Annotated in this window: 17 protein-coding genes; 5 read left to right on the top strand and 12 right to left on the bottom strand. The window is 60.1% G+C overall.

The genetic code is table 11. The annotated features are described in order from the left end of the window. Positions 1-150: 150 nt before the first annotated feature. Positions 151-645 (top strand): SprT family zinc-dependent metalloprotease, encoded by a 495-nt coding sequence (locus CD175_RS11930; protein WP_104449065.1) that lies wholly within the window; start codon positions 151-153, stop codon positions 643-645. A 120-nt stretch (positions 646-765) separates the two neighbouring features. Here the strand turns inward: CD175_RS11930 and CD175_RS11935 are convergent, their stop codons facing one another. Next, complete coding sequence (locus CD175_RS11935; protein ID WP_104449066.1) at positions 766-1,947, bottom strand: CaiB/BaiF CoA transferase family protein; 1,182 nt, start codon at positions 1,945-1,947, stop codon at positions 766-768. Between the two features lie 144 nt (positions 1,948-2,091). Then, positions 2,092-3,426, bottom strand: coding sequence for a dicarboxylate/amino acid:cation symporter (locus tag CD175_RS11940; RefSeq protein WP_007980098.1), 1,335 nt, complete (start codon positions 3,424-3,426; stop codon positions 2,092-2,094). Positions 3,427-3,764: 338 nt separating this feature from the next. Between CD175_RS11940 and CD175_RS11945 the strand changes: the two genes are divergently transcribed. Then, positions 3,765-4,763 (top strand): AraC family transcriptional regulator, encoded by a 999-nt coding sequence (locus tag CD175_RS11945; protein ID WP_104449067.1) that lies wholly within the window; start codon positions 3,765-3,767, stop codon positions 4,761-4,763. A 146-nt stretch (positions 4,764-4,909) separates the two neighbouring features. On the opposite strand, the gene CD175_RS11950 is transcribed toward CD175_RS11945, so the two are convergent. From CD175_RS11950 to CD175_RS11960, 3 genes are all read right to left on the bottom strand, one after another. Next, on the bottom strand, positions 4,910-6,256 hold the full coding sequence (locus CD175_RS11950) for an ATP-binding protein (protein WP_104449068.1): 1,347 nt from the start codon (positions 6,254-6,256) through the stop codon (positions 4,910-4,912). Further along, positions 6,253-6,930: a response regulator transcription factor gene (locus tag CD175_RS11955; protein WP_104449069.1), complete on the bottom strand. Its 678-nt coding sequence runs from the start codon at positions 6,928-6,930 to the stop codon at positions 6,253-6,255. Before CD175_RS11955 ends, CD175_RS11950 begins: the two co-directional genes overlap by 4 nt. Before the next feature lie 120 nt (positions 6,931-7,050). Then, positions 7,051-7,653 carry a hypothetical protein gene (locus CD175_RS11960; RefSeq protein ID WP_104449070.1) on the bottom strand — a complete coding sequence of 201 codons (603 nt, stop codon included), beginning with the start codon at positions 7,651-7,653 and terminating at the stop codon, positions 7,051-7,053. A gap of 146 nt (positions 7,654-7,799) precedes the next feature. On the opposite strand from CD175_RS11960, the gene CD175_RS11965 reads away from it, so the two are divergent. Further along, positions 7,800-8,591 carry a dienelactone hydrolase family protein gene (locus tag CD175_RS11965; protein ID WP_104449071.1) on the top strand — a complete coding sequence of 264 codons (792 nt, stop codon included), beginning with the start codon at positions 7,800-7,802 and terminating at the stop codon, positions 8,589-8,591. A 188-nt stretch (positions 8,592-8,779) separates the two neighbouring features. Beyond that, entirely contained in the window at positions 8,780-9,499 is a 720-nt protein-coding gene (locus CD175_RS11970; RefSeq protein ID WP_104449072.1) for a 4'-phosphopantetheinyl transferase family protein, read from the top strand. 126 nt (positions 9,500-9,625) lie between these two features. Here CD175_RS11970 and CD175_RS11975 read toward each other — a convergent pair whose 3' ends face one another. Together CD175_RS11975 and CD175_RS11980 are read right to left on the bottom strand one after the other, a co-directional pair. Further along, positions 9,626-11,236: an ATP-binding protein gene (locus CD175_RS11975; RefSeq protein ID WP_104449073.1), complete on the bottom strand. Its 1,611-nt coding sequence runs from the start codon at positions 11,234-11,236 to the stop codon at positions 9,626-9,628. Further along, on the bottom strand, positions 11,233-11,955 hold the full coding sequence (locus CD175_RS11980) for a response regulator (protein WP_007980115.1): 723 nt from the start codon (positions 11,953-11,955) through the stop codon (positions 11,233-11,235). Before CD175_RS11980 ends, CD175_RS11975 begins: the two co-directional genes overlap by 4 nt. A gap of 736 nt (positions 11,956-12,691) precedes the next feature. Between CD175_RS11980 and CD175_RS11985 the strand changes: the two genes are divergently transcribed. Next, the gene (locus tag CD175_RS11985; protein WP_104449074.1) at positions 12,692-15,586 is read left to right on the top strand and encodes a ribonucleoside-diphosphate reductase subunit alpha; all 2,895 of its coding nucleotides are present in this window, start codon (positions 12,692-12,694) and stop codon (positions 15,584-15,586) included. Positions 15,587-15,897: 311 nt separating this feature from the next. On the opposite strand, the gene flgE is transcribed toward CD175_RS11985, so the two are convergent. The 5 genes from flgE to cheR form a co-directional block, all read right to left on the bottom strand. Next, complete coding sequence (flgE, locus tag CD175_RS11990) at positions 15,898-17,211, bottom strand: flagellar hook protein FlgE (RefSeq protein WP_104449075.1); 1,314 nt, start codon at positions 17,209-17,211, stop codon at positions 15,898-15,900. 31 nt (positions 17,212-17,242) lie between these two features. After that, positions 17,243-17,965 (bottom strand): flagellar hook assembly protein FlgD, encoded by a 723-nt coding sequence (gene flgD, locus CD175_RS11995; RefSeq protein ID WP_104449076.1) that lies wholly within the window; start codon positions 17,963-17,965, stop codon positions 17,243-17,245. Between the two features lie 15 nt (positions 17,966-17,980). Further along, positions 17,981-18,424 (bottom strand): flagellar basal body rod protein FlgC, encoded by a 444-nt coding sequence (gene flgC / locus CD175_RS12000; protein ID WP_007980123.1) that lies wholly within the window; start codon positions 18,422-18,424, stop codon positions 17,981-17,983. Positions 18,425-18,427: 3 nt separating this feature from the next. Next, entirely contained in the window at positions 18,428-18,835 is a 408-nt protein-coding gene (gene flgB / locus CD175_RS12005) for a flagellar basal body rod protein FlgB (RefSeq protein WP_008051530.1), read from the bottom strand. A 371-nt stretch (positions 18,836-19,206) separates the two neighbouring features. Then, entirely contained in the window at positions 19,207-20,034 is an 828-nt protein-coding gene (gene cheR, locus CD175_RS12010) for a protein-glutamate O-methyltransferase CheR (protein ID WP_007980127.1), read from the bottom strand. Between the last annotated feature and the right edge of the window lie 9 nt (positions 20,035-20,043).

The following is a 20,043-nucleotide window of genomic DNA, read 5'->3' on the forward strand; positions in this document are numbered from 1 at the left end:
TCACCGAAAATCAGAACTGCCGATAAAGGCCGCCGCGAGGCGGCCTTTTCATTCTTCAGCAACGAGAAAGCCCACGACCATTCGGCAACCTGGTGATTCGCAAGGCCCGAGGGTTGCGGCATACTCGACCGCTCTGGAGATCCATCAAGCATGCCCGAGCAACTCAATTCCCGCGTCGAAGACTGTTTCCAACTAGCCGAATCCTTTTTCAAACGACCTTTCAAGCGCCCTGTGGTGAGCCTCAAGCTGCGCGGACAAAAAGCCGGTGTCGCGCATTTGCACGAGAACCTCTTGCGCTTCAACCCGCAGCTGTACCAGGAGAACACCGAGGATTTCCTCAAGCAGACAGTGGCCCATGAAGTCGCGCACCTGATCGCCCACCAGCTGTTCGGCGACCGCATCCAGCCCCATGGCGAAGAGTGGCAGTTGATCATGCGCGGCGTGTACGAACTGCCGCCCAACCGCTGCCACACCTATGACGTCAAACGCCGCAGCGTGACCCGTTACATCTACAAATGCCCGTGCGCCGACAGCGACTTCCCGTTCTCGGCCCAGCGCCACAGCCTGGTGCGGCAAGGACGGCGGTACCTGTGCCGGCGGTGTCGCAACACCTTGGTGTTCAGTGGGGAGATGCGGGTCGAGTAGTTGGATTTACGGTGTTTGTGCGGTCGCCATCGCGAGCAGGCTCGCTCCCACAGGGGATCTGCGGCGTGACACAAACCCAATGTGGGAGCGAGCCTGCTCGCGAAGGCGGCCTGACAGGCCCTAGAGAATCACTTTGGCTCGCCGCAATTCATCAATCCGCTCGACACCAAACCCCAACTCCCCCAACACCTGATCCGTATGCTGCCCCAGCGCCGCGCCGATATGCTTCGGCTCAGGCAACCCCTCTGAAAACTTCAACGGGCATGCCATCTGTGCCTGGCTTGAACCATCGTCCCGCGGCACATCGGTCACCAACTCCCGCGCTTGCAACTGCGGATGACACAGCGCTTCTCCCAGACTCAACACCGGTTCGACGCACGCATCCAGCTCAGCGAACAGCGCACGCAACTCGGCAAAGTCGTGCTTTTCAAATTCGACCTTCAGCGCGTCTTTTAGCTGTTTCTGGTGCGCCGGTTGCGGTGACAGGCCGAGGCCAGCCAGTTCCTCCAGCCCCAATGCCGTGCACAACTGCTTCATGAACACCGGCTCCAGGCTACCCACCGACAGCCAGCGCCCATCCCGGGAGCGGTAGTAATCGTAAAAGCTGCCGCCATTGAGCACCTGGTTTTCCGGCCCCGGCTCGACGCCACAGGCCAGATATCCGGCACCCGCCAGTGCATTCAGGCTGAACGCGCAGTCGGTCATGCTGACATCCAGGTGCTGGCCCTGACCGGTTTGCTGCCGGGCGATGACCGCCGCCAGCAAGCCAATCACCCCGTGCAGCGAACCACCGGCGACATCCGCCACCTGCATGCCCAACGGCAATGGTCCACTGTCGGCACGGCCGGTGTAACTCGCCAGCCCGGACAAGGCCAGATAGTTGATGTCATGGCCGGCGCGGTCCTTGTAGGGGCCGGTCTGGCCGTAGCCGGTGATCGACACATAAATCAATTTTGGGTTGATCGCCTTCAGGGCCTCATACCCCAGGCCCAGTCGCTCCATGACACCGGGGCGGAATTGCTCCAGCACGATGTCGTAGTCCTGCAACAGCTGCTTGATGACATCCAGCGCCTCAGGCTGCTTGAGGTCCAGGGCGAGGCTGCGCTTGTTGCGGTTGAGGTAGGCATGACTGGCCGACACCCCTTGATCGTGGGGCGGCAACACCCGCAGCAGATCCATGCGGGTCGGTGATTCGATGCGCAGCACTTCGGCGCCCATGTCCGCCAGCAGCAACGAAGCGAACGGCCCCGGCAGCAGCGTCGAGAAATCCAGAACCTTGAGTGATGCCAATGGACCGAGCATGAACGTTCTCCCTTAACGATGCCTCCAGCCTAGGCAGCCAACGACATTGCAGCAATCACCTTATGCGCCACTTGCAGTGACCGTTACGCTCAAACGCCGGGCATGAAAAAACCCGCCGAAGCGGGTTTTTCATTACAACAAGACTTACTTGGCGTTCGTCGGGGTTGCTCCTTCGACGTGGCCCAAAACATCGTCTTTAGGCTCGTCGGCGATGCCGCGACCGCCCGAGGCCAGTTCCGCTTGCAGCACGTCGGTGTCCAGTTCCTTGACCCACTTGGCCACAACGATGGTCGCCACGGCGTTACCAATCAGGTTGGTCAGGGCACGGGCTTCGGACATGAAGCGGTCGATACCGAGGATCAGCGCCAGGCCGGCAACCGGCAGGTGGCCAACAGCGGACAGGGTGGCTGCCAGTACAATGAAACCGCTACCGGTCACACCCGCAGCGCCTTTGGAGGACAGCAGCAATACCACCAGCAGGGTGATCTGGTGCGTGATGTCCATGTGCGTATCGGTGGCCTGGGCAATGAAGACCGCGGCCATGGTCAGGTAGATGGCGGTACCGTCGAGGTTGAACGAGTAACCGGTCGGGATCACCAGACCCACGACGGATTTCTGCGCGCCCAAACGCTCCATCTTGATCAGCATGCGTGGCAGTACCGATTCCGAAGAAGAAGTACCGAGCACGATCAGCAGTTCCTCACGGATGTAGCGGATCATTTTCAGCACGCTGAAGCCGTGCATGCGAGCGATGGAGCCCAGCACGATCAGGATGAACAGCAGGCAAGTGATGTAGAAGCACGCCATCAACTGACCCAACTGCACCAGCGAGCCGACACCGTAGGCACCGATGGTGAACGCCATGGCACCGAAGGCACCGATCGGCGCGAGCTTCATGATCATGTTGATGATGTTGAACATCACATGGGCGAAGCGATCGATGAAGTCCAGCAGCGGCTTGCCGTAGGCACCCAGGCGATGCAGGGCGAAACCGAAGATCACCGAAAACATCAGCACTTGCAGGATGTCGCCAGTGGCGAAAGCGCCGACGATAGTGGCCGGGATCACGTTCAGCAGGAAGCCGACGACGCTTTGGTCAGCACCGGCTGCAACATAAGTGGCAATCTTGGAGGCATCGAGGGTGGCGACGTCGATGTGCATGCCATTGCCCGGCTGCACGATGTTGACCACGACCAGACCGACCAACAAGGCAATGGTCGATACGATCTCGAAGTACAGCAGCGCATAGCCACCGGTCTTGCCGACCGACTTCATGTCCTGCATACCGGCGATACCGCTGACAACGGTACAGAAGATGATCGGGGCGATGATCATTTTGATCAGCTTGATGAACCCGTCACCCAGTGGCTTCACGGCCACACCGAGCTGTGGGTAGAAGTGACCGAGCGCGATACCGATGACAATTGCAACGATCACCTGGAAATACAGGGATTTGTACAGTGGCTGACGAGTCGTCATTGCAAAGTTCCTCAAGGGTGCCCGGTGACAACATCCATCTGTTGCCCGCAACACCGCAATTGCGAACCCTCCTGCACTGGAGGGATTTGTTTTTTCGAGCTGCGCAACGGCAGGCCTCTGCACGTTGTATCGCAAGGCCCGTGCCACCTTCCGTAAAAACCCTGCAAGCCTTTTGATATCAGGGCTTGCAGCAAATTCCCTGTCACCGGAGGGTTACAAACATGTGGCGGATTTCCGCCCTTCCACTAAAAGTCGTCCTGCAATTTGGCGGATATCCGCCCTGTTCATGCCCGCAGTGCGCAGCTACCATCCGTCGTTCAACGGTCAGGCCTGCTGCCATGCGCGAACGCACCATTGCCAGTCATTTCGCCCGCGCCGTTCTCGGCGGGGCACGTCGACACGGCTACGACTATTCCAGACTGCTGCAGCAACTGGGAATCAGCCCCGAACTGCTGGATGAACCGCGGGCGCGCATCGCTCCGGAGCAATTCACCCAACTGATCAAGGCCTTATGGCTGGCACTGGACGACGAGTACCTGGGGTTCGGGCAGGCCCCGAGCAGACCGGGCAGCTTCGCGATGATGTGCCATGCCGTGATCCACTGCCGCAGCCTGGATAAGGCTCTCAATCGCGGCTTATTGTTTTATAGCCTATTCCCCGGGGCTCCGCGTTTGACCCTGACTCACGAGGACGAATGGGTCCGCCTGAGCCTGGACGACTCGCAGCTTTGGGACCCGGACCACTTTCTGACCGAGGCTCTGCTGGTGATCTGGCATCGATTCGGCAGTTGGTTGATCGGCCAGCGTATTCGACTGGAGCACGCCACATTCAGCTATCCCCGCCCCGAGCACGGTGCCGAGTACGACCTGCTGTTTTCCTGCCCGCTTGAGTTTTCACGCCCCCGAAGCAGCCTGTTGTTTCACAGCCGCTACCTGACCATGCCGTTGTTGCAGGACGAGCGCACCCTCAAGCATTTTCTTGAGCACTCCCCGGCCAACCTGCTTTCGCGTCCGGATGACGGCGACAGCCTGAGCAGCCGCTTACGCCGCTTGCTGAGCCGAGACAGTTCTCGCTGGCCCGACCTGGAAGCCGTGGCCGCGCACTTGCACATCAGCCCGCAAACCTTGCGCCGGCATTTGCGGGAAGAGGGTTCGAGTTTTCAGGAATTGAAGGACCAGTTGCGCCGGGACATCGCGATTTACCACCTGAGCCGCGCCGACCTGTCGTTGCAACAGATCGCTGAGCAACTGGGGTTTTCCGAACCGTCGGCGTTTCACCGGGCGTTCAAGAAGTGGACGGGGCTGACACCGGGGGCCTATCGGGCGCAGGAACACTGAAATTCTAGGCCGATTTTTTGCTGGCTTCACTGGCCTCTTCGCGAGCAGGCTCGTCCCACAATGAATCAGTGTCGTTCACAAAAAAGTGTTCGCCGCTAATCCCGGTGGGAGCGAGCCTGCTCGCGATGGCGCCCGATAAAACACAGCTAAACCACCGGAAAGTGAATCCGGAACGCCGCCCCGCCCATTGGCGAATCCCCCAGGGTCAGTTGGGCGCTGTAGCTCTCGATGATGTCCTTGACCACCGCCAGGCCGATGCCCTGCCCCGGATGCTGACGGTCCAGCCGCTCGCCGCGCTCGAGAATCCGTGAGCGCTGATCCTGCGGAACGCCAGGGCCGTCGTCCTCAACACACAACTCGGTGCCGCTGAGGGTTTCACGCACGCTGATGCGTATTTCGCCGAGGCACAGGCGATAGGCGTTTTCCAGCAGGTTACCCATCATTTCCAATAAAGCGCCCTGCTCGATCGGTACATGGCACGGGTCGGGCAGGTCGAACGCAACGTGCACGCGCTTGTCGCGATAGACCTTGTCCAGCGTGTCGCACAGACTTTTCAGCACCGGGTGCAAGTGCACCTGATGACGTACCAGACCACTCTTGCGCAGGCTGGCGCGCTGCAACTGGTAGCTGATCTGCTGGCTCATGCGTTCGATCTGGGTTTGCAGCACCCAGGCCTGATCGCGATCCTCGGGACGCTGGGCCATGTCTTCACTGACGCCCTGCAACACCGCCAGGGGCGTTTTCAGGCTATGGGCCAGGTCATCGAGGGAATCACGGTAGCGACTGCGCTGCTCACGTTCACTGTGCAGCAAACGGTTGAGGGAACCGGTGAGGCGCAGCAACTCCCGGGGATGCTCCTCGCTGAGGCTTTCACGGGTGCCACCTTCAATCTGGTCCAGCTCCTGACTCAAGCGCCGCAATGCCTGCAAGCCCCAGGTCAGACCGATCCACAGTAATGCCAACAGCACCAGGAGTGCCGCACCAAAACCCAGATAAAGATTTTCCCGCAGGCCTTCGAGGGTCAGTTCGTACTCGCGAACCGGTTGCAGGGCCACGATGCTGAAAGCTGCACTTTTGCCGCCGAGCAGCTTGACCTCGACGTCGTAGACGAAGAATTCCTGGCCGTTGGCTTCGCGGATCCGCGCAAACTCGTTGCCACGTCCGTCATAGCGTGGCTTGTAATTGATGCGTTCTTCCCGGGTCGCCTTCGAGCGCCAGACCAGATGCCCTTCACGGTCATAGATATAGCCGAGCAGTCGGCTGTCGGTGAGGTTGAAGCGCTCGTCGGGCAATTGCGCCGGCATCTGCAGGCTGTTGTTCTCCACCCGGGCAGCAGAGATCAACGTGGTCACGTCCGATGCCAGACGTTGCTCGATGGAGTCCTGCAACGCCAGGCTGAAGGCACCCTGCATAGCCGGCAGCAACGCCAGCATGAACAACACCGCCAACAGCGTGGCGGCGAGCATCAAGCGAATGCGCAGCGAACGGATCAAGTGCAACGCTCATTGAACAGATAGCCCAGACCGCGCACGGTGTCGATCGGCTTGAATCCGCCCGGCCCCTCCAGTTTGCGGCGCAGACGCCCGACCAGCACCTCGATCACATTCGGATCACGCTCGTCGTCATCCGGGTAGAGCTGTTCCATCAAGCGGTCCTTGGGCACCACCTGCTGATGGTGGCGCATCAGGTATTCGAGAATGCGGTACTCATACGCGGTCAGTGCGAGCGGCTGTTCGTCGAGGGACGCCTGCTTGCGATTGAGGTCCAGCAGCAAGGGACCTGCGACGATGGTCGACTGGGTGAAACCGCTGGAGCGGCGCAGCAAGGCATTCAGGCGAGCGTCCAGTTCTTCGAACTGGAACGGCTTGACCACGTAATCGTCGGCGCCGGCGGCCAGGCCTTCGACCTTGTCCTGCCAGTTGCCGCGCGCGGTGAGGATCAGGATCGGGAAAGTCTTGCCACCTGAACGCAACTGACGGATCAGGTCGAGCCCGCTCATGCCCGGCAGACCGAGGTCGATCACCGCCAGGTCAAAGTTGAATTGCGCGGCCTGGTACAGCGCCTCCTCGGCGTTGGCCACGGACTCGACCACGTGGCCGCTCTCCGTCAGGCGGGTTTTCAGGTGATGACGCAGCAACGCTTCATCTTCGACGACCAGCAGTTTCATAACACTCTCCCGGGCAAATCAACATCTCCAAAGGCGCAACGTCGCACCTCAATGGCTAACATGGCAACGCCGGATCAGTCACTCGGACCGATCCGGCGCAGGCCGCTCACGAAACGCTTGTCAGAAAGCGTAGTTGGCGGACAGGTAGGTCTGGGCGCTGCTGGTCAGGTCCAGCGAACCCTGCTTGCTGCCACCGCGCTCACTCATCTCGGTGCTGGCGTTGCTGCGCAGGTAACGGTAACCCAGTTCAACCGAGGTGTTCTGCGAAACCTGTTGCAGCACACCCACCTGACCACCGATGGCGTAGCCGATATCGCTGTCACGGCTGAAGCCTGGCGACTCCTGGGTCATTTTGGTCAGGCCCGCCGTGGCGCCGCCGAACAATTTGGTGCTGCCGCCCACCGGGTAGAACAGATCGTAGCTGCCCAGGAGGTTTTCCTGACGCAGTTTAATGCCGTTGTGCGAGCCCGACACGTTGTCGTAAGTGGCGTAGTAACGGCCCTGACTATTCTGCTGGCCCAGACGAACACCCCAGGTGGTGTCCTTGCCGATCACACCATCGGCGTTCGGGTGATTGAGGTTGTCGTTCAGTGCGTGGGATTTTTTGACCTTGTCGCTGGTCTGTCCAAGAGTGAGGCTGGCGAAGTTGTCGTCGGACGCGAAGGCTGCGGTGCTTGCGCCCAGAACCGTGAATGCCAGAAGCAATTTTTTGAATGCAGTCATTGGGGAGTTTCCTCATGTGCCGTTTGTTTTTTGGGTACGGGGCAAGGTTACGCACCGCGCCCTGAACTCCCCCTGAACGCACTCTGAACCTGGGCTGAACCGCCCTTTCCCGAATGTTTCGACACGTTTCAACAGGAGTTCCGACCATGCGCATGTTCTTCGCTGTCCTCCTGCTGGCCTTGAGCGGGCTCAGCCAGGCTGCCATCCAGACCCGGGAAATCCCCTACCAAAGCGCCGACGGCACGAAAATGATTGGCTACTTCGCCTACGATGACGCCCTCAAAGGTCCGCGCCCCGGGGTCGTGGTGGTGCATGAGTTCTGGGGCCTGAACGACTACGCCAAGCGCCGCGCCCGGGATCTTGCCGGCCTGGGCTACAGCGCCCTGGCCATCGACATGTACGGTGACGGCAAAAATACCGAGCACCCCAAGGACGCCATGGCCTTCATGCAAGCCGTGGCAAAAGACAGTGCCGTGTCGAGCGCGAGGTTTCAGGCCGGGCTTGACCTGTTGAAAAAACAACCGCAAACCGATCCGCATAAAATCGCCGCCATCGGCTACTGCTTCGGCGGTGGCGTGGTGCTCAATGCCGCCAGACAGGGCGTGCCATTGGCAGGCGTGGTGAGTTTCCACGGCGCCTTGGCGACCAATACGCCGGCAACGCCAGGCAGCGTCAAGGCGAAGATACTGGTGGAGCACGGGGCGCTGGACAGCATCGTCACCCCGGAGAACATCACGGCTTTCAAGAGTGAGATGGACAAGGCCGGCGCCGACTACACATTTGTCAGCCTCGACGGCGCCAAGCATGGGTTCACCAACCCGGATGCCGATCGGTTGAGCCATGGCGAGCATGGCGGGCCGGACATTGGTTACAACAAGGCCGCCGATGAAAAGTCCTGGGCGGACATGCAGGCTTTCTTCAAAAAGATCTTTGGTTGAGACACAGCAATTGAAGTCGAGCAGTGCTCCCCGTGGCGAGGGAGCTTGCTCCCGCTTGGCTGCGAAGCAGTCGTAAATCCTGCAACCGCGCCCTGTCTGACACAATGCGATTGCAGGTTATGGGGTGGCTTCGCCACAAAAGCCATCGGCCACTACCCAGTCTTGCTGCTTAACGGCAAAATGCCGACATGAATCCAGCCCTGCCCATCTGCTGCACCCCCCTCGATGACCACTGGCCGCTACCGTTCGCGCTGCCCGATACGGTCCTGTTGAGCACTCACTTCGATAGCGCCCGACTGGCCAGCGATGACTTTCAGCGCAGCGCAGTGGAGGTGCCGGCGAGCATTCAGCGCTCTGTCGCAAAACGGCAGGCGGAGTTTCTCGCCGGGCGGGTGTGTGCCCGGGCCGCGTTACAGCGCCTGGAAGGATTGAGCGTCATTCCGGCCATTGGTGAAGACCGGGCACCGGTCTGGCCTGCTCATATCACGGGCTCGATCACCCATAGCACGGGCCGGGCCGCGGCGATTGTCGCGAACAAAAGCCATTGGCGCGGCCTGGGCATGGACCTGGAAAACCTGCTCAATGTCGAACGCGCCGAACGCCTGGCCGGGGAAATCCTCAACCCGCCGGAGCTACAACGCATGGCGGCCGGTCCTCGCGAGCAACGGGCGTTGCTAGTGACCCTGACGTTCTCGGTCAAGGAAAGCCTGTTCAAGGCACTCTATCCGATCGTTCAGCAACGTTTTTATTTCGAACACGCCGAAGTGCTGGAGTGGCGTGAGTCGGGTGAGGTGCGGTTGCGACTGCTCACGGATTTGTCCCGCGAATGGCGCAACGGCACCGAGCTGGATGCGCAGTTCGGGGTCAAGGATGGGCAGTTGTTGAGTCTGGTCAGTATCAGGGCCTGAGGTTTTGTGGTGCCTGTCAGGCCGCCATCGCGAGCAGGCTCGCTCCCACAGGGATTTGTGGTGTGGCATAGATCCAGTGTGGGAGCGAGCCTGCTCGCGAAGGGGCCATAACAGACTACACAGACCTCAACGCTTCTCCTGATTGCGCGGCCAGCTCAGGCTGAAACACGCCCCACCCAGACTCTTGCTCTTGCCGATCAACGCACGCCCGTCATGCCAATGGATGATGCGCCGCACGATCGACAACCCCAGCCCATGCCCCCCAGACGCACGAGTACGGCTGTCGTCCAGACGCAGGAACGGCGTAAAGATCTTCTCCCACGCCGACTCCGGCACCCCCGGCCCGTCATCCTCGACATCCACACGGCAGCGCTGCTGCCCCACCTGATAACTGATGGTCACCCGTGATTGCGCATGGCGCATGGCATTGCTCACCAGGTTCTGGATCGCCCGGTGCAGATAACGCGGTTCGGCCTCGACCCAGGCATCGTCGTTATCGGCGGCCGACAGGCACAACCCCCGCTGTACCGTGACGTCGGCACGCAACGGCGCCAGTTCCTCAATCACCTGGTTGACCAAGGCATCCAGATCGATCCGCTGGAAATTCAGTGCCGGAGAACCCTGTTCGAGCCGTGCGTAGGTCAGCATCTCGTCCACCAGCCGGTCGAGATCCTCGATGTCGTTGTCCATGCCCTGGCAGTATTTTTCCAGGGCTTGCGGCGTGGTGGCCGTGCCGATCATCTCCAGGCCAAAGCGCAGGCGCGCCACCGGCGTGCGCAATTCGTGGGACACCGCGCGCACCAGTTCGCGCTGGATCGCCAACAACTGCTGCAAGTGCTCGGCCATCCCGTTGAACGCCGAAGCCAGCCGTCCCACCGAGTCCGCACCGCGCGCCGGCACGCGAGTTTCCAGGCTGCCCTGGGCAATGCGCGTGGCGGCGGCCTCCAGGCCACGCAAACGCCGCTCGAGCTGGCGCACCAACAGATAAACGATCAAACCGATCAGCGTCAGGCCCAGCGCAGCGATCAGCACCAGCCATTGCGGGGGATAAGGATTCATCTGATACAACGGGCCGATTTCCAGGACCCACGGCGTGCCGACCATGCCGGCAAACACCCGGATCGAATCGCCTTCCTTGCCCAGCGCCATCACGGTGTCGCCCTCGGACACCCGGCGGCTCTGATCTTCGTCCATGTCCGCCTCGTCAACCGTGACCAGGCGCAGGTCGAAGCCAAAGCCCTTGTCTTGCTTCAATTGCGCCAGACGCATGGGCTGATCGGCTACGGGGGTGCGCACCAGCTCATCGGTCAACAGGTAGATGGTCGCCCGGGCCAGTTGCTCGCTGATCTGCTGCACTTCCCCGGTCAGCATCAACTGTTCCTTGTCGCTGACCAGCTTGTAGACCTTCGCCGCGTGCGGGCCGGTCTGTTCCACCAATGCCTGGCCGCGCAACACACGGGTGCGCTGGGTAAGGTCGAGGTCAGTCTCGGCAAAGGTTTTCAGCGCCAGCGGAATGCCCAGCAACCGCTCCCACACCAGCAAGGCCCGATGGCGCTCGGTCTGGTTCATCGGTTGCAGGTTGTCGGCCATCAGTGAAAAGGTGCCGTGGGCCAGGCGCTCGCGGTATTGCTCGCTGCGTACCTGATTGAGCAGGTGCAACGCCAGCACACCAAGCACCGCTACCAGAATCAGCGCGGCACACATGCCGCCATAGATACGCAGGAAGATCGAGTTCACAGGGTCTGGTCTACGCAAGCCTCGGGAACGAACAGATAGCCTTTGCTGCGCACGGTCTTGATCAGCCGTGGATGCTCAGGGTCATCGCCGATCTTGGGGCGGATGCGTGAGATGCGCACATCGATGGAGCGGTCCTGACCGTCATAGCCGATACCTCGCAACGCAGTGAAGATTTCTTCCCGGGAGAGAATGCGCCCGGCATTGGCCACCAACAGCCAGAGCAAGTCGAATTCGGCGCTGGTCAGCTCGATGCCGTTGCCCTGCAACCAGGCTTCGCGCAAGGCGTTGTCGACGATCAGCGGGCCGAACTGAAGACGCCGCTGCTTTTCCGGGGCGACTTCGGGCGTTTCGCTACGGCGCAACAGGGCCTGGATGCGCGCCAGCAGCAGGCGCGGGCGTACCGGTTTGCAGACGTAGTCGTCAGCCCCCAGGTCCAGGCCGAGAATCTGGTCGGTATCATCGGTGCGGGCGGTGAGCATCAGGATCGGGCCGTCATAACGGGCGCGGACCTTGCGGCAGATGCTCAGGCCATCTTCACCGGGGAGCATCAGGTCGAGGATCACCAGGTCCGGTTGCTCCTTGATAATGCGGTTCGCAGCGAGGGCACCATCCCCTTCGATTGACACACGCAGGCCATTGGCTTCCAGGTAATCGCGGGTCAGTTCGGCCAGTCGCTGGTCGTCCTCCACAATCAATACCTGCCAGGCTTCTTGCTCCACGGGTGACCTCTGCTTGCCAAAACCACTAATAAGGAAGGATCCGCCCGTCTTTTTGTAATGATTCGGGGGGACAAATATGTATACACGCTGGGCCGAATGTATAAACGCCGCCCGTCGAGAACACAAGCGGGTAAATGCGTTCGGACGACAGGGTTTTTTGTGATAGGGTTCGCGCCCTTAAAAATCCGAACGGCTGTTTTCAATCGCTGAAAATCAGTGAAAAACAGTCCGCTCCAGCTAGCTCGCGGCCTACACGCCTGTTCCATCTTTCACACACAATTTACGCACAGGTTTATCCACAGGCAGTACGTTGCAACCCCCTCAAAAACGCATTATCTTGTACCTCGGCGCTAAAAAAACCCTACATGTAGGGTTTTAGCTTAAAAGCCCAACCACATTTCAGACCACAAACTCAAGCGCTTATTGCCAGTTTATGGTTGAACCAAGCACGATTTTACAAGCCCAAACCGCACAGGCGGATGGCACCGTTTTTTCAGGCCCGCATGGCCGGAACGGTACGGGTGTTGCAGTCATGACAGGCACCCCAGAAAGGAATCCGGCTTCGAGCTCAGGCTCGGGGCCAAAGACTTCGGCACGGAAGCGGCATCATTAGCCTTTTTCCTACTGTCCCGAAGTTGTTATGCCCGATGCCATGTCGGTTGTAGTGCTTCAGGACAGAACGGTGGGCACCGTGATGGTGCCCAAACAAACATAGAGAATGTGGAGACACTCCCCCATGCAAACCGACACAACTCGCGAGAACCCGCAGGGCACCTTGCCGCAGGCCGCTGATTCGAATTCGGATCTGTCCGCCACCGCGCCTGGCCAACTGCGCGTGATCAAGCGTAACGGCACTGTCGTTCCTTACACCGATGACAAAATCACCGTCGCCATCACCAAAGCGTTTCTCGCAGTTGAGGGCGGCACCGCTGCCGCTTCGTCGCGAATCCACGACACCGTTGCCCGCCTGACCGAACAGGTCACCGCGACCTTCAAGCGTCGCATGCCTTCGGGCGGCACCATCCACATCGAAGAAATCCAGGACCAGGTCGAACTGGCCCTGATGCGTGCCGGCGAGCAGAAAGTCGCTCGCGACTACGTGATCTACCGCGACGGTCGTTCGAAAGAACGCGCTGCCCACGCCCCGGCCGAAGCTGCGGTCAACGCACACCCGTCGATCCGCATCACCCGCGCTGACGGCACTTTCGCGCCGCTGGACATGGGCCGCCTGAACACCATCGTCACCGAAGCGTGCGAAGGCCTGGAAGAAGTCGACGGCGACCTGATCCAGCGCGAAACCCTGAAGAACCTGTACGACGGCGTGGCCCTGACCGACGTCAACACCGCCCTGGTGATGACTGCCCGTACCCTGGTTGAACGCGAACCGAACTACTCGTTCGTGACCGCGCGCCTGCTGATGGACACCCTGCGTGCCGAAGGCCTGGGCTTCCTCGGCGTCGCCGAAAGCGCCACCCACCACGAGATGGTCGACCTGTACGCCAAGGCGCTGCCGGCCTACATCGCCAAGGGTATCGAATACGAGCTGCTGAACCCTGAGCTGGCCTCCTTCGACCTGGAAAAACTGGGCAAGGCGATCAACCACGAGCGCGACCAGCAATTCACCTACCTGGGCCTGCAGACCCTGTACGACCGTTACTTCATCCACAAGGATGGCGTGCGTTTCGAACTGCCGCAGATCTTCTTCATGCGCGTGGCCATGGGCCTGGCGATCGAAGAGAAAGACCGCGAAGCCCGTGCCATCGAGTTCTACAACCTGTTGTCGTCCTTCGACTACATGGCTTCGACCCCGACCCTGTTCAACGCCGGTACCCTGCGTCCACAGCTGTCGAGCTGCTACCTGACCACCGTGCCGGATGACCTGTCGGGCATCTACCACGCGATCCACGACAACGCCATGCTGTCGAAATTCGCGGGCGGCCTGGGCAACGACTGGACGCCGGTTCGTGCGCTGGGTTCGTACATCAAGGGCACCAACGGCAAGTCCCAGGGCGTGGTTCCGTTCCTGAAAGTCGTGAACGACACCGCCGTTGCCGTTAACCAGGGTGGCAAGCGCAAAGGCGCTGTGTGTGCCTACCTGGAAACCTGGCACATGGACATCGAAGAGTTCATCGAGCTGCGCAAGAACACCGGTGATGACCGCCGTCGTACCCACGACATGAACACCGCCAACTGGATCCCTGACCTGTTCATGAAGCGCGTCTTCGATGACGGCAAGTGGACCCTGTTCTCGCCATCCGAAGTACCGGACCTGCACGACCTGACCGGCAAGGCCTTCGAAGAGCGCTACGAGTACTACGAAGCCCTGACCGAGTACCCGGGCAAGGTCAAGCTGTTCAAGACCATCCAGGCCAAAGACCTGTGGCGCAAGATGCTGTCGATGCTGTTCGAAACCGGCCACCCATGGTTGACCTTCAAGGACCCGTGCAACCTGCGCAGCCCGCAGCAGCACGTCGGCGTGGTCCACAGCTCGAACCTGTGCACCGAGATCACCTTGAACACCAACAAGGACGAGATTGCCGTTTGCAACCTGGGTTCGATCAACCTGCCGAACCACATCGTCGACGGCAAGCTGGATACCGCCAAGCTGCAACGCACCGTGAACACCGCCGTGCGCATGCTCGACAACGTGATCGACATCAACTACTACTCGGTGCCGCAAGCGAAGAACTCCAACTTCAAGCACCGTCCGGTCGGCCTGGGCATCATGGGCTTCCAGGACGCCTTGTACCTGCAGCACATCCCTTACGGTTCCGACGCAGCCGTCGAGTTCGCCGACAAGTCGATGGAAGCGGTCAGCTACTACGCGATCCAGGCTTCTTGCGACCTGGCTGACGAGCGCGGCTCGTACGAGACGTTCCAGGGTTCGCTGTGGTCCAAAGGCATCCTGCCGCTGGATTCGCAACAGATCCTGATCGAGGCCCGTGGCCAGAAGTACATCGATGTCGACCTGAACGAAACCCTGGACTGGGCACCGGTTCGCGCCCGTGTACAGAAAGGCATTCGTAACTCCAACATCATGGCCATCGCACCGACCGCGACCATCGCCAACATCACCGGCGTATCGCAGTCGATCGAACCGACCTACCAGAACCTGTATGTGAAATCGAACCTGTCGGGCGAATTCACCGTGATCAACCCGTACCTGGTTCGCGACCTCAAGGCTCGCGGTCTGTGGGACTCGGTCATGATCAACGACCTGAAGTACTACGACGGTTCGGTGCAGCAGATCGAGCGCATCCCGCAAGAACTCAAAGAGCTCTATGCGACCGCCTTCGAAGTGGACACCAAGTGGATCGTCGACGCTGCCAGCCGTCGTCAGAAGTGGATCGACCAGGCTCAGTCGCTGAACCTGTACATCGCCGGCGCTTCGGGCAAGAAGCTGGACGTGACCTACCGCATGGCCTGGTACCGTGGCCTGAAAACCACTTACTACCTCCGTGCCCTGGCCGCGACCAGCACCGAGAAGTCGACCATCAACACCGGCAAGCTGAACGCTGTTTCCAGCGGCGGCAACCACGGTGAAGATTCGGTCCTGGCAGCGCCTGCCGGCCCTGCTCCAGTGCCGAAGGCTTGCGCCATCGACGAGCCGGATTGCGAAGCTTGCCAATAAGCTGAGCCGACAAGCGCCGCAAGGCGCTTACTCGAAACCCCCGATCTGCCTCTGGCGGATCGGGGGTTTTCTTTTGCCTCATGGAAAATGGTGCCCGGTCTGACGCCATCGCGAGCAGGCTCGCTCCCACAGGTTCAATGCGATCCCTGTAGGAGCGAGCTTGCTCGCGATGGTCGTAAACGATAACGGGTTCATCCTGAATACACGCGTCGTTCTCAAGAACATCACGAGCAAGCTCGCTCCTACAGGTTTTCGGCGAGCACAAAAAAGCCCCTCTCTCGAGGGGCTTTTTTGTGCAGCATTTTCCAGCATCAAGTCATCTGAATGATGGTCTGCATGATGGTGCTTTGGGTCGAGATGGTCTTGGCGTTCGCCTGGTAGTTGCTCTGCGCCTTGATCAGGTCGACCAGTTCGTTGGTCAGGTTGACGTTGGACTCTTCCAGGGAGTTGGAAACGATCGAACCCAGGGTGCCAGTCTGCGGCGCATCGTAGCCCGGGATGCCCGACGTGTAGGTTTCTTTCCAGCTTGTGCCGCCTACCGGCTGCAGGCCTTGCTCGTTGGTGAAGCTGGCCAGGGAAATCTGGCCGATCGGCTTGGTCTGGTTGTTGCTGAAGTTGGCCAGCAGCACACCGCTGCCATCAATGGTCAGGTTGGTGATCTGGCCGGTGGCGTAGCCGTTCTGCGCAGGAATCGAACGCGCGGTGTCGGCGTTGAACTGCGTGGTGTTGCTCATGGAAGTGGTCACGCCCGCCGGATCGGCGGCGGCGCCGTTGGCTGCCCATACACCGTTGGTCACCTTGCCTGGGACCCAGTTAGTGATCTTCAGATCCGGGCTGACGACAGGCGGAGTACCTGGAGTGGTAACCGAAACCAGCTTGCCACTCGAATCGAAAGCCATGGTCGAAGGGATTGGAGCCGTCACGGCCGGATCACTGCCATCCGGGTTGCGACCATCGATCAGGGTGTAGGTATCCCAAGTGTTCGGCCCCGTCTTGACCATGTACTGGTCCATGGGGTGCTGGTTGCCCTGCGTATCGAAAACCGGGGTAGTGAACTGCTTGGTGTAAGTGGCGGGCTTGCTCGGATCGAACTTGTTGGCCACCACCGCCTGATCGATCACCGGCGCCGTGGAGTTCAGGTTGATCGTCGACGAAACGGTGCTGGTGGCCTTCGGCGCCAGGTTGGAGGTGTCGATTCGCAGGTCGGTCAACACGCCGTTGAGAATCTTGCCATTGGCATCCACACCGTAACCCTGCAAACGGGCCGTGCCGTCACTGTTGGTGACGTAGCCTTCCTTGTCGGTCTTGAACGTACCGGCACGGGTGTAGGTCAGCGAGCCGTTGTTGTTCAGGACGAAAAAGCCGTTGCCCTGGATACCCATGTCGAGCACGTTGCCGGTGTTGCTCACGTCACCCTGGGTGAACTGCTGGGAAACGTTGGCCAGGCGCACGCCGTTGCCGATGGTCTTGCTGCCGGTGCCCAGGCGGGTCGCCGAGTACACATCTTCGAATTCTGCACGGGACGATTTGAAACCCGTGGTCGCGACGTTGGCGATGTTGTTGCCGGTAACGTCGAGTTGTTTGTTGGATGCAAAGAGACCGCTAAGACCGATGTTGAAAGACATACTTCACTCCTTTGTGCCGGGTTAGTCGGCTTTACATACCAATGGTTTGTACTTTGGACAGGGCAACGCTGCCCAGCCCGGCCAGATTGAGCATCAACTCACCGCCGGTCTGGCTGATGGTCACGCTGTTGACGGTCGCGGGCAGGTTGGTGATCAACGCGACGGACTTGCCATCGATCTCGGTCGTGGCACCGAAGGTGTAGGTGCCCGCAGGTACCGTCTCACCCGCATCGTTCTTGCCGTCCCAGATGAAGCTGGCGTTGCCGGCCTTCTGCGAACCGAGGTCGATGGTGCGCACGGTCTTGCCGGTTGAGTCGGTGATCTTCAGGGTCGCGGACGCCACCGAAGACGGCACCACCACCGTGCCGCTCAAGCTCTTGGTGGTATCGACCACGGCCTTGTCGCCCGGCGCGATGACCGAACGGCCCACCAGCGACGACGCCTGCAAGGCCTGGGACGAGTTGTAGTTGCTGGCCAGGCCGCTCACGGTGTCGTTGAGCGTGGTGATGCCTTCCAGGCTGCTGAACTGCGCCAGCTGTGCCACAAACGCACCGTTATCCTGAGGCTCCAGCGGGTTCTGGTTTTTCAGTTGGGTTACCAGCAACTGCAGGAACGCATCCTTGCCCAGGGCCTTGTTGCCCGAGGCGCTGCCGGCTGCCGAGGCGAGGCCGTCAGTGGCAGTGTTGGTCTTGATCGAAGAGTTGGCCAGGATGTCGTTGAGGCTCAAACCACTGGTGGAATCGGTAACACTCATCTGAGTCGCCCCTTATCACTGACCGAGGGTCAGGACTTTCTGCATCATGGTTTTGGCGGTGTTCATCATTTCGGCGTTGGTCTGGAACGAACGGCTCGCGGAAATCATGTCGGCCATTTCTTCAACCACGTTGACGTTCGGGTAGTAGACGTAGCCCTTGGCATCGGCGGCCGGATGGTTCGGCTCGTAGCGCGCCTCGAGATTGCTCTGGTCTTCGACCACACCCAGCACCTGCACGCCTTGGCCGGCGGCGTCCTGGCTCTGGAACAGCGAGTCGCTGCCGCCGCTCTGGCCGCCCTGGAACATGGTGGCGAATACCGGGTGACGTGCGCGGTAGGTCTGGTCGATGCTCGACGAGACGGTCTCGGCGTTGGCGATGTTCGAAGCGACGGTGTTCAAACGCGTGGTCTGCGCACTCATGCCGCTACCGGCAATGTTGAAAACACTGGATAGAGACATGACTTACTCTCCGCGCAGGGCTGATACCAGCCCTTTGAATTTGCTGTTGAGCAGGGTGAAGCTGGCCTGGAAGCCGATCGCGTTTTCCGCGTAGTTCGACTGTTCCAGCTGAGCGTCCACGGTGTTCTGGTCGATCGACGGTTGCATCGGCGTGCGATAAAGCAACGACTCGTCGCCATTGCCCAGACCTTCAGCTTCGATATGACGGCTGTTGGTCATGTTCAAGGCGAAGGTGCCGCTTTTGGTTTTCTCGTTCTGCTCGGCGAGCACTTTCGAGAAGTCCAGGTCCCGAGCCTTGTAGTTCGGGGTATCGGCGTTGGCGATGTTATTGGCCAGGACTTCGGCACGCTGGGCGCGGAAGCCCAGGGCTTGTTCGTGGATACCGAGCGCTTTATCGAAGCTGATGCTCATGTCGGGAAACCTTTGGGTGACCTGATTTTTCGTAGGATCGACATAGCAAGCCCCATGCCAATTCAAAAAACCCCGGAAACCGGGGCTTTGCCGGACATGGCAACGCGGCAATGCCAGAAAAGCGGCAACGGTTTTCCGCCGCCTGCCGCTTTTCTGCCGCTTGGCACCACTCTTGAGAACACCACCTCCCCCTGTAGGAGCTGGCTTGCCAGCGAAAGCGGTGTGTCAGCAAATTAAACGTCGGCTGACTCGACGCCATCGCTGGCAAGCCAGCTCCTACAAGGAGATTGAGACAACCGTGAGAAATCACCAGGCATAAAAAAACAGGAGCCCCTGAGGACTCCCGTTTTTTTATGCGCGCCGCTTTTGCATCATTTCGCCTGATAAATGATCCCGGGGCTGCACTGGACCATCTGGTAATGATCCGGCAAACCGTTCAACGCTTCGGAAGCACCGAGGAACAGGTAACCACCCGGCTTCAACGTGCTGTGGATGCGCAACAGGATGTCCTTCTTCACCTCGGCGGAGAAGTAGATCAGCACGTTGCGGCAGAACACGATGTCGAACTTGCCGAGGCTCGCGTAACTGTCCAGCAGGTTGAACGAACGGAACTCCACCCGGCTCTTGATCGGCGCCTTGATCGCCCAGCGCCCCGGCCCTTTCGGGTCGAAATAACGCTGCAGACGCTCGGGCGACAGACCGCGGCCGATGGCCAGGCTGTCGTACTCGCCGGTCTTGCAGTTGTTCAGCATGGTGCCGGACAGGTCGGTGGCAACGATCTGTACGCCCATCCTCAACTGCCCCATGTTGACCCGTTCGAACTCGTCGATGGACATCGACAGCGAATACGGTTCCTGGCCCGACGAGCACGCCGCCGACCAGATACGCAGGCGCTGGCCGGGGCTGGCCTTGATCGCTTCGGGCAGGACCTTGTTCTTCAAGACTTCAAATGGGTAGGTGTCCCGAAACCACAGGGTTTCGTTGGTGGTCATGGCATCCACCACCTGTTCGCGCAAACCGCTGCGCGGCTGGGTCTGCATGCGCTGAACCAGCTCACCCAAAGACTTGATGCCTTGCTGTTCCATCAGTTTGTTGAGACGGCTGGAGACCAGGTATTGCTTGTTTTCACCGAGCAAAATGCCACAGGCTTTTTCCAGGAATACCCGGAACTGTTCGAAATCCAAATTACCCGTAGACAATGATGCCGC

It is taken from the genome of Pseudomonas laurylsulfatiphila (assembly GCF_002934665.1).
Lineage (GTDB): Bacteria > Pseudomonadota > Gammaproteobacteria > Pseudomonadales > Pseudomonadaceae > Aquipseudomonas > Aquipseudomonas laurylsulfatiphila.

Excerpts from the sequence above, each read along its gene's own strand:
- CD175_RS11960 (WP_104449070.1), bottom strand. The coding sequence starts at position 7,653 with ATGACTGCATTCAAAAAATTGCTTCTGGCATTCACGGTTCTGGGCGCA.
- CD175_RS11935 (WP_104449066.1), bottom strand. The coding sequence starts at position 1,947 with ATGCTCGGTCCATTGGCATCACTCAAGGTTCTGGATTTCTCGACGCTG.
- CD175_RS11945 (WP_104449067.1), top strand. The coding sequence starts at position 3,765 with ATGCGCGAACGCACCATTGCCAGTCATTTCGCCCGCGCCGTTCTCGGC.
- flgC (WP_007980123.1), bottom strand. The coding sequence starts at position 18,424 with ATGTCTCTATCCAGTGTTTTCAACATTGCCGGTAGCGGCATGAGTGCG.
- flgE (WP_104449075.1), bottom strand. The coding sequence starts at position 17,211 with ATGTCTTTCAACATCGGTCTTAGCGGTCTCTTTGCATCCAACAAACAA.
- CD175_RS11955 (WP_104449069.1), bottom strand. The coding sequence starts at position 6,930 with ATGAAACTGCTGGTCGTCGAAGATGAAGCGTTGCTGCGTCATCACCTG.
- CD175_RS11985 (WP_104449074.1), top strand. The coding sequence starts at position 12,692 with ATGCAAACCGACACAACTCGCGAGAACCCGCAGGGCACCTTGCCGCAG.
- flgB (WP_008051530.1), bottom strand. The coding sequence starts at position 18,835 with ATGAGCATCAGCTTCGATAAAGCGCTCGGTATCCACGAACAAGCCCTG.
- CD175_RS11965 (WP_104449071.1), top strand. The coding sequence starts at position 7,800 with ATGCGCATGTTCTTCGCTGTCCTCCTGCTGGCCTTGAGCGGGCTCAGC.
- flgD (WP_104449076.1), bottom strand. The coding sequence starts at position 17,965 with ATGAGTGTTACCGATTCCACCAGTGGTTTGAGCCTCAACGACATCCTG.
- CD175_RS11970 (WP_104449072.1), top strand. The coding sequence starts at position 8,780 with ATGAATCCAGCCCTGCCCATCTGCTGCACCCCCCTCGATGACCACTGG.
- CD175_RS11930 (WP_104449065.1), top strand. The coding sequence starts at position 151 with ATGCCCGAGCAACTCAATTCCCGCGTCGAAGACTGTTTCCAACTAGCC.
- CD175_RS11940 (WP_007980098.1), bottom strand. The coding sequence starts at position 3,426 with ATGACGACTCGTCAGCCACTGTACAAATCCCTGTATTTCCAGGTGATC.